The organism is Pseudarthrobacter sp. Y6, assembly GCF_050156205.1.
Lineage (GTDB): Bacteria > Actinomycetota > Actinomycetes > Actinomycetales > Micrococcaceae > Arthrobacter.
On sequence record NZ_CP189574.1, the window covers coordinates 243,471 to 257,820 of the forward strand.

11 protein-coding genes and 1 tRNA gene are annotated in these 14,350 nt (G+C 65.1%); 3 read left to right on the top strand and 9 right to left on the bottom strand.

The genetic code is table 11. The features are described from left to right. Positions 1-76 precede the first annotated feature (76 nt). From pknB to ACQCSW_RS01210, 7 genes are read right to left on the bottom strand one after another with little or no spacing between them, the layout of a single operon-like run. Positions 77-2,017, bottom strand: a complete 1,941-nt coding sequence (pknB, locus tag ACQCSW_RS01180; protein WP_426989139.1) for a Stk1 family PASTA domain-containing Ser/Thr kinase — start codon at positions 2,015-2,017, stop codon at positions 77-79. Between the two features lie 15 nt (positions 2,018-2,032). After that, the gene (locus ACQCSW_RS01185) at positions 2,033-3,700 is read right to left on the bottom strand and encodes a protein kinase domain-containing protein (protein WP_426989140.1); all 1,668 of its coding nucleotides are present in this window, start codon (positions 3,698-3,700) and stop codon (positions 2,033-2,035) included. Next, a complete protein-coding gene (locus ACQCSW_RS01190; RefSeq protein WP_426989141.1) occupies positions 3,697-5,157 on the bottom strand; it encodes a peptidoglycan D,D-transpeptidase FtsI family protein in 1,461 nt (486 codons plus the stop codon). Before ACQCSW_RS01190 ends, ACQCSW_RS01185 begins: the two co-directional genes overlap by 4 nt. Then, complete coding sequence (locus tag ACQCSW_RS01195) at positions 5,154-6,542, bottom strand: FtsW/RodA/SpoVE family cell cycle protein (RefSeq protein ID WP_426989142.1); 1,389 nt, start codon at positions 6,540-6,542, stop codon at positions 5,154-5,156. The genes ACQCSW_RS01190 and ACQCSW_RS01195 overlap by 4 nt, the downstream gene beginning before the upstream one ends. After that, positions 6,539-8,176 carry a protein phosphatase 2C domain-containing protein gene (locus ACQCSW_RS01200; RefSeq protein ID WP_426989143.1) on the bottom strand — a complete coding sequence of 546 codons (1,638 nt, stop codon included), beginning with the start codon at positions 8,174-8,176 and terminating at the stop codon, positions 6,539-6,541. The genes ACQCSW_RS01195 and ACQCSW_RS01200 overlap by 4 nt, the downstream gene beginning before the upstream one ends. A 2-nt stretch (positions 8,177-8,178) precedes the next feature. Further along, positions 8,179-8,661: an FHA domain-containing protein FhaB/FipA gene (locus ACQCSW_RS01205; protein ID WP_354252062.1), complete on the bottom strand. Its 483-nt coding sequence runs from the start codon at positions 8,659-8,661 to the stop codon at positions 8,179-8,181. After that, positions 8,658-9,401 carry an FhaA domain-containing protein gene (locus ACQCSW_RS01210; protein ID WP_426989144.1) on the bottom strand — a complete coding sequence of 248 codons (744 nt, stop codon included), beginning with the start codon at positions 9,399-9,401 and terminating at the stop codon, positions 8,658-8,660. Before ACQCSW_RS01210 ends, ACQCSW_RS01205 begins: the two co-directional genes overlap by 4 nt. A gap of 331 nt (positions 9,402-9,732) precedes the next feature. Here ACQCSW_RS01210 and ACQCSW_RS01215 point away from each other — a divergent pair. Then, a tRNA-Leu gene (locus ACQCSW_RS01215) sits at positions 9,733-9,815 on the top strand. 72 nt (positions 9,816-9,887) lie between these two features. Here ACQCSW_RS01215 and ACQCSW_RS01220 read toward each other — a convergent pair. Then, entirely contained in the window at positions 9,888-10,370 is a 483-nt protein-coding gene (locus tag ACQCSW_RS01220) for a hypothetical protein (protein WP_426989145.1), read from the bottom strand. A 31-nt stretch (positions 10,371-10,401) separates the two neighbouring features. Then, positions 10,402-11,139, bottom strand: a complete 738-nt coding sequence (locus ACQCSW_RS01225; protein ID WP_354252064.1) for a TetR family transcriptional regulator — start codon at positions 11,137-11,139, stop codon at positions 10,402-10,404. A 108-nt stretch (positions 11,140-11,247) separates the two neighbouring features. Between ACQCSW_RS01225 and ACQCSW_RS01230 the strand changes: the two genes are divergently transcribed. Continuing rightward, positions 11,248-12,669 carry a flavin monoamine oxidase family protein gene (locus ACQCSW_RS01230; RefSeq protein WP_426989146.1) on the top strand — a complete coding sequence of 474 codons (1,422 nt, stop codon included), beginning with the start codon at positions 11,248-11,250 and terminating at the stop codon, positions 12,667-12,669. A gap of 53 nt (positions 12,670-12,722) precedes the next feature. Continuing rightward, on the top strand, positions 12,723-14,273 hold the full coding sequence (locus ACQCSW_RS01235) for an APC family permease (protein ID WP_426989147.1): 1,551 nt from the start codon (positions 12,723-12,725) through the stop codon (positions 14,271-14,273). Positions 14,274-14,350: the final 77 nt, after the last annotated feature.

Consider the following 14,350-nt stretch of genomic DNA (forward strand, 5'->3'; position numbering starts at 1 on the left):
GGGTCACTTCGCGCCCATCCCGTAGGGGAACATGGGCGCGAAGTGACCCCTCGTTGCGTTAAGAAGCCAGTGGGGGTCAGCCCTTTTTGGTGGCTGAGGGCGTGGCCGTTGGCGATGAAGTCGGCGGCGGGGCCGGTTCCTTGGCCACCACAATATTGATTGTCTTGCCCTGATCGACGACGGCATTCACAGGGTCACTTTGATCCGTGACCCGGCCCGCTTCCACCTGGGAGTTTTCCACTTCCTGGACGTTCGGGACCAGGCCCAGTTCCTTCAGCGCCGTTTCCGCCTCGGCGCGCGTGCGGCCGCGCAGTTCAGGCATGGACACCTTCCCCGTGGAAATGACGATCTCCACCGTGGTGCCCACACCCACCATCTGCCCCGAAGCCGGGCTGGTGGTGATGACCCTGCCGACAGGAACAGTGGCGCTGTTGGCGGTGGTGGTGGAGGGGGCTCCCACGAGTCCGGCCTGGCGCAGGATGTCCCGGGCCGCGGCCTCCGTCTGGCCCGGAAGGGTCTCCGGAATCTTGACGGCGCTTGGGCCTTCTGAGATGTTCAGGATCACCTCCGCGTTGGGATCCAGCGACGTTCCGCCCGCCGGATCCGTTCCGATGGCGGTTCCCTTTGGCACCGTCTCGTGCTTGTAGCGTTGGATCTTTGGGCTGAGTTTGGCGCCATAAAGTTCCTGCAGGGCCGCGGACTCCGTCAGTGCCGCGACCACGGGCACCTCTACCTTGGGGGGCGCGGGGGGAGGCTGGTTCATCATCTGGAACAGCCACAGGCCGCCGCCGGCCAGGACTAGCAGGGTGAAGATCACCAGGGTAGCTATCCACGTACGACGACGGGACTTCTGCCGCGCGGTCCGCTCACGTTCCGGCGGGAGGTCCAGGGGCAGTTCGTCGACATCCGACGGTTCGCGGGCGGCGGCCGCCATAACGGGTATGCTCCCGTCAGTGCGGGTGTCGTCCGCGTTGCGCTGCCGGCCGGTGGGGGCATCGTCCAGGAAACTGGCACCGGTGAGCGCGAACGCTTCTGTTGCGGGCGCGCGTTCCGGCGTCGGGACGTGGTCGTTGGGATCGGTGGGGGCCTCGGTTGCGGCAAGCGCCGGAACCGGTACCCCTGCCCGGGCAGCGCGCAAGGCACGCCGGAAGGCGGCTGCGTCCTGGAAACGGTCCGCCCGGTTCTTCTGCAAGGCCTTGGCCAGGACACTGTCCAGGGCGGCTGAGACCTCCGGGTTAACGCTGCTCGCTGGCTCCGGGATTTCCCGGACGTGCTGGTACGCCACGGAGACGGGGCTGTCACCGACGAAGGGCGGGCGGCCGGTGAGCATTTCGTACAGCAGGCAGGCAGCGGAGTAGAGATCACTGCGTGCGTCCACAGTTTCGCCCCGGGCCTGCTCGGGTGAGAGGTACTGGGCGGTTCCCACCACAGCCTGCGTCTGGGTCATGGTGGCGGATGAATCGGCGATGGCCCGGGCAATACCGAAGTCCATGACCTTCACGGAATTGGAGCCATCGCAATACATCACGTTGGCGGGTTTGATGTCCCGGTGGACGATGCCGGCTTTGTGGCTGTACTCAAGGGCGGACAGCACGCCCAGGCAGAAGTCGATGGCCCGGTCAATGCTGACTTCCTTGGCCCGGATCAGGTCACGGATGGTCCTTCCCTCGACAAACTCCATCACGATGTAGGGCACCCGGACACTGTCCTCCGAGCCGTCCGGAACCGTGTGTTCGCCGGTGTCGTAGATGGCGACGATGGACGGGTGGTTCAGCGCCGCTACGGACTGCGCTTCCCGTTTGAAACGCGCCTGGAACTGCGGATCGCGGGCCATATCCGGGCGAAGCAGCTTGACGGCAACGGTCCGGCCAAGCCGGGTATCCACTCCGCGGTGGACATCGGCCATCCCCCCACGGCCGATGATTCCACCGAGTTCATAGCGGCCACTCAGGACACGCTGGTTATCCACCGGGAGGCTGTCCTCCCGGTGGAGCGGCGTACGCGGCGACTCATTCACTGTCAAACCTGGCAGCTAAGGTGCGCAGGTTGCGGGCAGTCCCGGCAGTTGGCCGGGGTTGCACTTGGGCAGGGCGGACGTTGGCTCAGCCGAGGCGGCCGGCGAGGACGGCGGAGCGGTCGGGCTGCTGGTGGGCGTCGGCACCGCGTAGGTCACAGTCACTTCAGCGCCCTTGGGCACTGTGCCCGTGGGATTGACCTGCAACACCGTTCCGGCAGCGGAAGTACTCTGCTGCGGGATGACCCGCACGGACAGGCCCATGGTTTCAAGCGTCCCCTGGACCTGACGGTAGTCCTTGCCGAGGTATGCCGCCGAAATGATGTCCACCGTGGTGGGGGTGGGCGTTGGCGTGGGCGTGTCGGTTGTCCGGCTGGGGGTAGGTGTAGCGGATGCCGAGGTGCTTGACGGGCTGGCGCGGGTGGATGGCGGATTGCTGGACGCCGGGTTGGTGACGGTGTTCGCCGGGGAGAAAATCCCCTGCTGTGTCAGGAAGAACCCCACCAGCGCGAACAGAACCAGCACGATCAAGGCGATCAACGGCCAGGTCCAAGGGCTGCGGCCGCGACGCTCGGGCTCGTCGGCGGGTTCGTCGTCGTACGTTTCCTCCTCCTGCACCCAGCTGCGCTCCGCGGCTAGCGCGTCCGCACGCGAAAGCGTGCTTCCGGCCCCAGTGGCGGCGCCCGAGGCAGCAGCACCGCCCGCAGCGGCGCCGAGCACGGGCAGGGCGGACGTCGACGTCGTGCTGCTGTCCTTCTGGGCGATGACGCCGGTGGGCGCAGTGGCAAGGTCCACCGGTGCGGTGATGGGGCCGGTAGTTGCCTCGAAGAGCAGCATGCCGGGAACGGCGGCGTGCGCGGCGTTCACATCGCCGTTGCGGATGGCTTCCGCGGCTTCGGACAGCTTGATGGCGTTTTCCGGGCGGTTCTTGGGGTCCTTGGCCAGCATGGACATCAGGAGCGCCCGGACCGGTTTGGGCAGGGTCTCCGGAAGCGGCGGCGGGGCGTCGTTGACCTGGGCCAGGGCAATGGCGATCTGGGATTCTCCGGAGAACGGCCGGTGCCCGGTGAGGCACTCGTAGCCGATCACGCCGAGTGCGTAGATGTCCGAGGCGCCGGTGGCGGTCTGGCCAGTGGCCTGTTCGGGGGCGAGGTACTGGGCGGTCCCCATCACCTGCCCTGTCTGGGTCAAGGGGACCTGGTCGGCCAGGCGGGCGATGCCGAAGTCGGTGACCTTGACCCGGCCGTCGGGGGTGATCAGCAGGTTGCCCGGCTTGATGTCGCGGTGGACCAGCCCCTGGGCATGGGCCGCCGAAAGCGCGCGGGCGGTTTGCGCGATCATGGACAGCGTCCGGTCCGGGGACAGTACCTGCTCGTGCTCGATGATGCTGCTCAGCGGCTGGCCCGGAACGAGCTCCATGACCAGGTACGCGGAGCCCTCCTCCTCGCCGTAGTCAAAGACATTGGCGATGCCCACGTGGTTCAGCAGGGCCGTGTGGCGTGCCTCGGCGCGGAACCTCTGGAGGAAACCGGGGTCCCCGGTGTACTCCTCCTTGAGGACCTTGATGGCGACGATGCGTCCCAGGACCTGGTCCTTGGCCTTCCAGACCTCTCCCATCCCGCCGATCGCAATCCGCGTGGTCAGCTGGAATCTGCCGCCGAGGGTGATTCCCGTTGTAGGCCTCACTTATTCAACACCGCCTCAAAAATCTTCTTCGCGTTCGGACTGGTTAGCTTTGCGCCGGTGGTGATGTCTACACCCTCCATGACGATGGTGACACTCACCTCCGGGTTGTTCGCCGGGGCAAACCCGGTGAACCAGGAGTTGTTCAGGCCGTTGCCCAGTTCAGCTGTTCCGGTCTTGCCGGCCACCTGCACACCGGGGACCGCCGCGCCGCGGGCGATGCCCTGGCTCACCGCACTGGTCATCCATTCGGTGATCTGCCGGGCAATTTCCGGGGTGGTGGACGTCCGGAGCGCTTTAGGCTGGGGCTCGTCAATAACCCGAAGGTCCGGGGACCGCACGGTCTTGACGAGGCTGGGGCTCATCTGGACGCCGTTGTTGGCGATGGCCGCGGTCATCAGGGCGATTTGCAGCGGAGTGGCGCGCACGTCCTTCTGGCCGATCGCAGACTGGGCCAGGCCCGGCCCGTTCAGGTCACCGGGGAAGCCGCTGCCTTTGGCGTAGGCGAGCTTCAGCCGGTCGCCCAGCTCCTCCCCAAAGCCGAACTTTGCCGCCTGCTCGGCGATCGCATCACGTCCGAGGTCGATGGCAATGCTGGCGAACGGCGTGTTGCAGGATTGCTGCAGGGCGAAGGCAAAGCTGGCCGTGTCCTGGGTATAGCAGTTGCCCCCGGCATAGTTCGGCAGCGTGTACTGGATCCCCGGGAAGGGCATCTGGGCCGGATTGGGGAGCACACTGTCCTTGTTGTACTTCCCGGAGCTGAGGGCGGCAGCGGTATCCACCAGCTTGAACACCGATCCCGGAGCGAGCAGCTCTCCCGTGGGGCCGCTGACATTCTGGTTCAGGTTGATGCCGGGGACCTTAACCAGCTCATTGATGTTGGTGGTTTCTGCGGCGGGGTCCTGGGTGGCGACCAGGTTGGGGTCATAGGACGGCTTGGACGCCATGGCCAGGATGGCGCCGGATTTGGGGTTTGTGACCACAATGGATCCCCGCTGGCCGTCCGGGATGAGGTCGTAGGCGAGCTTCTGGACGGCGGGATCGATGGTGAGTTCCACCGAGGCGCCCTTCGGCTGTTTGCCCAGGAACAGCTGGCCGATCCGGTCGAAGAACTGCTGGTCTGAGCTGCCGGCCAGCTGATCGTTCATCGCAACTTCCAGGCCGGTGGCACCGTAGTTCTTCGAGAAGTAGCCCGTGATGCCTGCATAGAGTGCTGGCTGTGCGTACGTCCGCTGGAACTGGCAGACCTCGGAGGTGCCTTCCACCGATTCGGCCACGGGGTCCCCGCCCACGATGATGGCGCCGCGGTCGTTGCAGTAATTCTGCAGAATAGCGCGCTGGTTCAGGGGGTTGCCTTTGAGGTCATCGGCACCCACCACCTGGACGAAGCTGATGGCGCCGAAGATTAAGGCGAACATGGCGATCGCTGCCACCCAGGAATTACGGATTGCTTGGTTCACGCTTGTTTCACCGCCTCGGTGGGAGTATCAATTCCTGCAGGTTCCGCAGCGCCACCGGGTGGAAGTGGGGTGGTGTCCACCGGTCCCCGCGCCGTATGGGAGATCAGCAGGAGCAGGCCCACGATGATCCAGTTGGCCAGCAGTGATGAACCGCCGGCGGCGAGGAACGGCGTGGTCAAACCGGTCAGCGGGATCAGTCGTGTGACTCCGCCGATCACCACGAAGCACTGAAGGGCGATGGCGAAGGAAAGTCCGCAGGCCAACAGTTTCCCAAAGGCATCCCGGGTGCCGAGGGCCGCCCGGAACCCTCGTGTGAACAGCAGCACGTACATCAGCACCACGGCGAACAGTCCGATCAGGCCCAGCTCCTCGCCGATGGAGGCGATGATCATATCGCTGTTGGCGAAGGGGACCAGGTCCGGCCGGCCCTGGCCCAGGCCGGTACCCACCAGGCCGCCGTTGGCCATGCCGAAGAGTCCCTCGATGACTTGCCGGCTGCCGGTCTCGTACACGTCTGGGCTGAAGGCGTTCAGCCAGCCGTAGATGCGGACTTCAACATGGGAAAACACCTGGGCTGCCACGAAGCCGCCACCCAAGATCAGGGCCACACCGATCACCACCCAGCTGACACGGCTGGTGGCCACGTAGATCATCACGATGAACAGGCCAAAGAACAGCACAGACGACCCGAGGTCGCGCTGGAAAATCAACACGCCGATGCTCACCAGCCAGGCGGTGATCATGGGCCCCATGTCCTTGAACCGGGGGAACTGCAGCGGGCCGATCTTGCGGCCGGCCAGCAGAATGAGGTCGCGGTTCGAGGAAAGATAACCGGCGAAGAATATAGCCAGGGTGATCTTGGCGATCTCACCCGGCTGAAAGGTCATGGGACCCACCCGGACCCAGACCCGGGCGCCCAGGATTTCGCCGGCCGAGATGCCGGGCACCAGCGGAAGAATCAGCAGGAGCGCGCTCACAGCCAGCGAGATGTATGTGAAGCGGCGCAGTACCCGGTGGTCCTTGAGGAACCAGATCACGGCGATGGCAACGGCCATTGCGATCAGGGTCCAGCGCAGCTGGTTATTGCCGGTGTCCTCCCCGGGGGCGTCGAGGCGGTGGATCATGGCAAGACCCAAGCCGTTGAGTGCAACCACCAAGGGAAGTATTACCGGATCGGCATATTTGGCCCGGATCCGCAGGACCACGTGGAATACCACTGCTGCCAGCGCGAGCAGGCTGGACTGGAACCAGAAATCGGAATCGAACGCCTTCTCCTGGTCGACGCCCACCAGCATGTTGGCGCCGATGCCCACAGACAGGGCGATGACCAGCAGCAATAACTCCACGTTGCGCCGGGGTTTGGGTATGGTGCTGAGCTGGCTCATTGGCCCACCTCGCAGGTGGCAGTGGGGCCGGGTGAGGCGGACGGGGCCGGGGCCGCCGCAGGAGCCGACGGGTCTGGTGATGGGGCAGGCGTGGCGGGTGTCGCCGCCGGCGGAGTTGTTGAGGCCGGAGAGGGCGACGGCGTAAGGCACTCATCCGCCGGAGCAATGGTGCCGGTGCCTTCGAGATTCTTCACGATCCGCTGGGCGTCGTAGAGGTCACGCGCGGGAACTGTCTGCCGGACGCGCTGCTGGGAGAACTGGGGCAAGGAATCCATCCGGATCTCTGTTACGGCTTCGAGGGTGGAAAGCTGGATGGGGCCGAGCCGCTGGGAGACACCGTTGTAGATGGCCACGCGGGAATCGTATTCCCCGATGTAGTAGCGGGTCTGGGTCCACGCATAGCCGAGCCAGAGGCCCACGGTCAGCACCACCAGCACGGACGCGGCGATGGACATGGTGACCCAGCGGCGGGGTTTGGGCTGTCCCAGAAGGTCATCCGCCTCCGCAACAGGGGCGTCGGCCTTGTGAGTCAGGACGGTGGCGGCCCGGCGGGCCACGGTACGGCCGGCGATGGTGGGAATGGAGCCCGACTCGGCCGCGGTGGCCGCAGCACCGACCAGTTCGTGCGGGCGCGATGCGAGTTCCTGCCGCAGGACTTCGGCCGAAAGGTGCTCGCCGAGATGGGGGTCGGTGGAGGGTGGCGGTTCCTCGGCAGCTGGCTTTTCCGGGGCTTTATCGGCGGCGGGCTTTTTGTCGTCGGCCGCCTCGGGGCCAGGTGCGGCACCGGGCGAGTCGATGTCCGCGGCGGGGGCTTCGGTGAGCAGCTGCGAAGGGATGATGTCGACGGCGGCGGTACTGACGTCGTCGGGCGTTTCCTCGGTAATTTCCACCATCACAACGGTGACGTTGTCCGGTGACCCGGCTTCAAGCGTGAGGTTAACCAGGGTTTCGACGCACTCGCGCAGGTCCTTTGTCTCGCGGACTGTCCGCTCCACCACGTGTCCGGCCACATAGTTGAGCCCGTCCGAGCACAGCAGCCAACGCTCTCCGGGCTTGACGTCCAGGGTGTCCAGATCCAGCTCGGGGCTGGCGTCAACGTCGCCCAGCACGCGCATCAGGACGTTCTTGTGCGGGTGGGTTTCGGCCTCTTCGGGACGGAGCCGGCCCTCATCGATCAGCCGCTGGACGAACGTGTGGTCAATGCTGATCTGTTCAAATTCGCCGTCGCGCAGGCGGTAGGCCCGGGAGTCCCCGATGTGCGCGAAGTGCAGCTTGCCCTCGGCAAGCAGCAGGGACGTGACGGTGGTGCCCATGCCGGCGAGCTTGGGGTTGATGTGCACCAGCTCGGAGAGCAGTGAGTTGGCTGTCTGGATTTCGTCGGCCAGGACCGTGCCGGCATCGCCCTCGTAGTCGCCGTGGTCCAGGTGCACCATGTCCAGCACGGTGGCGGCGGAGGCAACATCGCCGCCCGCGTGGCCGCCCATTCCGTCTGCGACCACTGCCAAATGGCGGCCGACGTACGCCGAGTCGTCATTTTTGGCCCGGATGCGTCCCACATCCGAGCGCGCCGCATAGTGCATGATGAGGGGCCGCTGGACGGGCGTGGACTCGCCGGCGGGAAGGTCAGCGGCCATGGCTATGGCCTCAATTCGATGACCGTCTTGCCGATTCTCACGGGTACGCCAAGCTCAACGGGCAGTGCCCGGGTAAGTTGCTGGTCGGCCAGGTAGGTGCCGTTGGTGGAGCCAAGGTCCTCGATGAACCATCGGCTGCCTTGCGGGAACAGCCGCGCGTGGCGGCCTGAGGCGTAGTCGTCCTCAAGAACCAGCGTGGCTTCCTGCGCGCGGCCCAACAGGATGGGGCTGGCGGCCAGGGGGATCGTGGTTCCCTTGAGCGGGCCCTCGGTGACCACCAGTTGGTGGGCCTGCTGCTTGAGGGGCTGCGGCGGAGCCTCGGCCAGGTCCGGATTTTTGCGGACCTGCCGGGCGGTCGGGGTGCCGGCGGCGGCTTTGCGGCCCACCATCAGGTCCCGGCGCATGGCCGAAACGATGCTGAAGATGAGGACCCAGAGCAGGATCAGGAAGCCAAACCGCAGTGCAGTGATGGTCAGGTCGCTCATGGGCGGCCACCAGGGTTGGCGGGAAGCAGGCGGAAGATGATCTTTGTCCGTCCCATCGTGATGGTGGAGCCGTCGGTCAGTTCGGTGCTGCCTGCCACTTTATGGCCGTTGACGTAACTGCCGTTGGTGGAGCCGAGGTCCACAGCGCTGGTTACCCCGCTGGCGGTGCGGATTTCGAGGTGGCGGCGAGATACGCCGGTGTCGTCAACCAGGATGTCGGCCTCGGAAGACCGGCCCAGGATGACGGACGGGGCATTGAGGGAGTAACGCTGGCCGTCAATGTCCAGGACGGGCTGCAGCCGCACGGGCGGGCGGCTGGGGGCTGCCGGCAGGTTGGGCCTGGCCGACGCGACTCCGGGTCCGGCCTTGGACTTCTCAGTGGAGGAGACGATCTCGAAGTTGCCAGCGCGCAGCTCCTCGGAACGACGGAAGGAGATCCGCACCGAGCCCTGCAGGGTGTAGCCCTGGCTGCGGACATGGTTGATGACGACGTCGCAGAGTTCTTCGGCCAGCGGCGTGCCCCAGTCCTGGGCCCTCCTGAAGTCGTCGTCACTGAGCTGGACGTCGAAGACGTTGGGGGCCAGCGTGCGGCCGGCGGCAATGGTGAGGGCTTTGTTGTCCACCTCGCGGCGGAGCCGGCTGGCGATTTCCACAGGTTCCACCTGGGCGCGCGAACCGGTGGAGAAGACACCGCGGACGGCTTTTTCGATGCCGCGCTCGACCTTGTCCAGCAATCCCATGGTCCTTCTCCCTTCCCCCCGGCTGCGGGGCAGTTTTCGTTCCGGAACTCAACCAACAACGCAGTTCAGAACCCGGCGGCCTGCCTGGCAGTGGCAGGCACTACTACATCAGATACTACTGGGCAGGCCTGTGAATGACCTTAATCCACAACGGCCGGGCCTCCGGAAAAGTTCGCTGCGCGCTCCCCGCCGGGCCCCCTCCGGCGGGGAATTTGACCGTGCCCGGGGCTCAATTGGTGTTTTGCCGCCGATGTCCGTTATGCTTGATCTCGCTGCTTTTACAAGGTTGCGGATCCGGGAAACCGGCCGTTATTCATGGAAAAGAAGTTGCGCGCGAGTGGCGGAACGGCAGACGCGCTGGCTTCAGGTGCCAGTGTCCGAAAGGGCGTGGGGGTTCAAATCCCCCCTCGCGCACGCAATCAAAAGGAACCCCGGTCTTCGGACCGGGGTTCCTTTGCGTCTGGGCTCCGGCAAGTGCGCCGCCGGTCATAGGCTTGTTCGCGGGTCCTTGCTTTGAAGGTTAGGTTTCGCAAACAAGCCTAGGATCCGTGCTGGGTGGGGCTTTTCCTGGCGGGCCATGACTGGCTCCAAGGCCTCCGCCGGGACGGGTGCCTTGCCGGACTCCGTCCCGCGCTCCGATTCCTTCCCACGCTCCGACGACGGCGACGGCGTGCTGCGCCGTTCTTTGAGGAAGTAGACCAGGCCTGCAGCCACCGTGGACGCCGCCGCCAGGACGAACCGGCCCGGAACCACACTGCCAGTGCTCTCCTTGATGATGCCGAACCCGAACGGGGCCACAAAGTCGCCCCGGTTGCCCAGCGAGTTGAAGATGGCGATGGCCGGGCGAGGGCGGGCGGGTGGAGGCCGGACTGAGGGATGGTCCAGAACAGGGGCGAGACGCAGGACAGGAGTGCGCGGAGATGTGGCTGTATGTCGACCGGTCCGTTCCGCTGGCGTAGTTGAATGCATTCGCCAAGTGAATTGGCGATTCCCGCCGGCTCTACACCCGTAACGCCCCGAAGCCCGCAATCAGCGCTTCGAGCCCCAGGCTGAACGCCACGTCCGCAGGTTTCTCGTGCCCCTGCGCGGCCAGGCTTCGGACGGCACCCGTGAAGCTCGGCGTCGACTCCGCCATGTTGCCGGAATCGAAAATGTCGGCGGGGGCCGTGACGTCGTAGGCGGATCCGAAGATGAATGATTCCAGGGCCACGATGGCGGACACGATCCGCTCCTCCGGGAATCCGGCCCGGCCGAATCCGGCGCTGACGGTCTCATACATGGCGAGGGTCTGCGGTGCGTCCGTCACGGGAAGTACTGCGATGACGGGAATCAAGGGCGTGTGTTCCGCGAAGACGTCCCGGTAACTCCAGGCCCATTTCCGCACCGCGGAATCCCAGGGTTCCGCCGCGAATGCGGTCACATCCACCAGGGCAGTCAAGTGGTCTTCCACGAGCAGGAGCACGTCCCGCTTGGATTCCACATGGTTGTAGAGGGCCGACGGCGCCACGTTCAGTGAGCGGGCCAGTGCGGCCATGGTGAGTCCGTCGTAGCCGTTCTTGCCGATGAGCCGCAGGGCTGCTGCCGTGATGCCCGCCTGGTCCAGGACGGCTGCGGCGGGCCGCCCCGCGCGGCGCCGTACCGCACCAGTTTTCGGAACGGTTTCGCGCTCAGTGGTACTTCGTGAATCGGCTGGTGATGCCGGCATTGCTGGCCTTTCTGCGGGCAGTATCCCGAGCATTATTCCACCCGGCTCTTCCTTGCGGGCCGCGTAGCAGCTATAGTTCTAATAAATGAATGGCATTCATTTAGTGGTTCATGTCACTCGGACGGCCACAGAGAGGACATCATGCTGAATCTTGACCGCGACGTTGTGATCGTTGGCGCCGGACCTTCCGGGCTCACCGCTGCCCGCGAGCTGAAGAAAGCCGGCCTCAGCGTGGCAGTACTGGAAGCACGGGACCGCGTGGGCGGCCGAACCTGGACCGACAACGTTGACGGGGCCATGCTGGAAATCGGGGGCCAGTGGGTCTCCCCGGACCAGACTGCACTGCTGGAACTCTTGGACGAGCTCGGCCTGAAGACATACTCCCGCTACCGTGAGGGTGACTCCGTCTATGTCGGCGCGGACGGCAAGAAGACCCGCTACACCGGTGATTCCTTCCCGGTGAGTGAAACCACGGGCGTGGAAATGGACAAGCTCATCGGCATTCTGGACGGCCTCGCCGCGGAAATCGGCGCCACCGAGCCCTGGGCACACCCCAAGGCCCGTGAACTGGATACCATCTCCTTCCACCATTGGCTGCGCCGGAACTCCAACGATGAGGAGGCCTGCAACAACATCGGCCTGTTCATCGCCGGCGGCATGCTCACCAAGCCCGCGCACGCCTTCTCGGCCCTGCAGGCGGTGCTGATGGCCGCCTCCGCCGGGTCCTTCAGCCACCTCACCGATGAGGACTTCATCCTGGACAAGCGGGTCATCGGCGGGATGCAGCAGGTGTCCCTGCTGCAGGCAGCGGAACTGGGTGCCGACGTCGTACTTTACAGTCCGGTGCGCACCATCCACTGGAGCGAGGATCCCGACGACGGAATCAGCAGCCGCCACCGCGTGACCGTTGGTTCGGAGCGTGCCACAGTGAACGCGCACTTTGTGATCATGGCCGTGCCGCCGAACCTTTACTCGCGCGTCTCCTTTGACCCGCCGCTTCCGCGTCGGCAGCACCAGATGCACCAGCACCAGTCGCTGGGCCTTGTGATCAAGGTCCACGCCGTCTACAGCACGCCGTTCTGGCGTGAAGACGGGCTGTCCGGCACGGGCTTCGGTGCCGGTTCGCTGGTCCAGGAGGTCTACGACAACACCAACCACGGCGATTCACGGGGAACGCTGGTGGGCTTCATCTCGGATGAAAAGGCCGACGCCGTCTTTGAGCTGGGTGCCGAGGACCGCCGCCGCGCCGTCCTGGAATCGATCGCAGGGTTCCTGGGGGACAAGGCGCTGGACGCCGAGGTCTACTACGAATCCGACTGGGGCTCCGAGGAATGGACCCGGGGCGCGTACGCCTCCAGCTACGATCTGGGCGGCCTGCACCGTTATGGCAAGGACCAGCACGCCCCCGTAGGCCCCATCTACTGGTGCTCCTCCGACCTCGCCGCCGAAGGCTATCAGCATGTGGACGGAGCCGTCCGCATGGGTCAGCGCACCGCGGCGCGCATCGTGGCCGCGGCGGACGCTTCCGGTGCGGCAAATATGGCCGCGGTCGCCGTCGGCTGACCGCACCAGCCCCAACCCATTCAGCGTCGAATGATCATACGAGAGCCAATGCCATGAGTCCCAAAGTAGTGAGAGCACAGCCACCCAGCACCTTGAACGGCGCCCTGGACAAGGGCCTGGCTGAAAAGGGCTTGAGCGGGAAGGGCCTGAAGGCCGGTGCGGTGGGCCTGGTCGGAGCCGTCGTGATCGGTGTTTCCTGCATCGCGCCTGCTTACACGCTGACCGCGGCGATGGGGCCAACGGTATCGGAAGTGGGGGTTCAGCTGCCCGCGATCTTCCTGGTGGGCTTTATCCCCATGATTCTGGTGGCGTTCGGCTACCGCGAACTGAACAGTGCCATGCCCGACGCCGGCACCTCGTTCACGTGGGCATCGCGCGCCTTTGGTCCGTGGATCGGCTGGATGGGTGGCTGGGGGCTGATTGCGGCCACCATCATTGTGCTGTCCAACCTGGCGGCCGTCGCCGTCGACTTCTTCTACCTCATGCTGGCCCAGCTGTTCGGGAACCCGGAACTGGGCGAGCTGAGCAAGAACCTGCCGCTGAACATCGCCACCACCTTGGTGTTCATCGCCCTGGCCTGCTGGATTTCCTATCGGGGCGTGGAAGCCACCAAGGGCGTTCAGTACGTATTGGTGGCGTTCCAGCTGCTGGTGCTGGGCTGGTTTGCCGTTGCTGCCTTCAGCCACGTGGCCAACGGCTCGGCTTTTGATGCGACTGCCATTTCACCGGACTGGTTTAATCCGTTCGCTGTTGGATCCTTCTCAGCCTTTGCTGCCGGGGTTTCCCTCTCCATCTTCATTTACTGGGGTTGGGACGTCACTCTGACCATGAACGAGGAAACCAAAAATCCGGAGAAGACTCCGGGGCGGGCGGCAACCGTCACCGTGGTGGTGATTGTGGTGATCTACATGACCGTTGCGCTGGCAACGCTGTCCTTTGCAGGCGTGGGTGAAACCGGCCTGGGCGCCGGGAATCCGGACAACCAGTCGAGCATTTTTGCTGTCCTGTCCGGGCCGGTGATGGGGCCGTTCGCCATCCTGATGTCCCTCGCCATTCTGAGCAGTTCGGCCGCCTCGCTGCAGTCCACGTTTGTGTCGCCGGCGCGGACCATGCTGGCGATGGGTCACTACAAGGCACTCCCGGCCCGTTTCGGCAAGGTCAGCCCGCGCTTCAAATCCCCGAACTACGCCACGATTGCCGCGGGCGTTGCCGCTGCAGCCTTCTACGTCATTACCCGGACCACCTCTGAGAACGCGCTGTGGGACACAATCACAGCGCTGGGCATGATGATCTGCTTCTACTACGGCATCACAGCCCTGGCATGCGTCTGGTTCTTCCGGGCACAGGCGTTCAGCAATGGCCGCGCCTTCTTCTTCAAGTTCCTGGCGCCGCTTCTGGGCGGCGTCATCCTGCTGGTGATGTTCTTCAAGACCGCCGTCGATTCCATGGACCCCGAGTACGGCTCCGGATCATCGGTGGGCGGGCTGGGGATGGTGTTCATCATGGGCATGGGCGTGATCCTGCTGGGCGTGGTGATCATGCTGGTGATGTCCCGGCTGCGGCCCGAGTTCTTCAAGGGTCAGGTGCTGGCCCGCGGGAACTGAGCGTTCCTGCATTTCCTGCCCAAGCTCCAGCCCTAGCTCCTCCTGCCTCGGCCTCGGCATGCTGAGCCGTGGCCTCG

Coding starts and splice junctions, on each gene's coding strand:
- ACQCSW_RS01200 (WP_426989143.1), bottom strand. CDS start 8,176: ATGGCCGCTGACCTTCCCGCCGGCGAGTCCACGCCCGTCCAGCGGCCC.
- ACQCSW_RS01235 (WP_426989147.1), top strand. CDS start 12,723: ATGAGTCCCAAAGTAGTGAGAGCACAGCCACCCAGCACCTTGAACGGC.
- ACQCSW_RS01220 (WP_426989145.1), bottom strand. CDS start 10,370: ATGCATTCAACTACGCCAGCGGAACGGACCGGTCGACATACAGCCACA.
- ACQCSW_RS01205 (WP_354252062.1), bottom strand. CDS start 8,661: ATGAGCGACCTGACCATCACTGCACTGCGGTTTGGCTTCCTGATCCTG.
- ACQCSW_RS01195 (WP_426989142.1), bottom strand. CDS start 6,542: ATGAGCCAGCTCAGCACCATACCCAAACCCCGGCGCAACGTGGAGTTA.
- ACQCSW_RS01210 (WP_426989144.1), bottom strand. CDS start 9,401: ATGGGATTGCTGGACAAGGTCGAGCGCGGCATCGAAAAAGCCGTCCGC.
- ACQCSW_RS01225 (WP_354252064.1), bottom strand. CDS start 11,139: ATGCTCGGGATACTGCCCGCAGAAAGGCCAGCAATGCCGGCATCACCA.
- ACQCSW_RS01230 (WP_426989146.1), top strand. CDS start 11,248: ATGCTGAATCTTGACCGCGACGTTGTGATCGTTGGCGCCGGACCTTCC.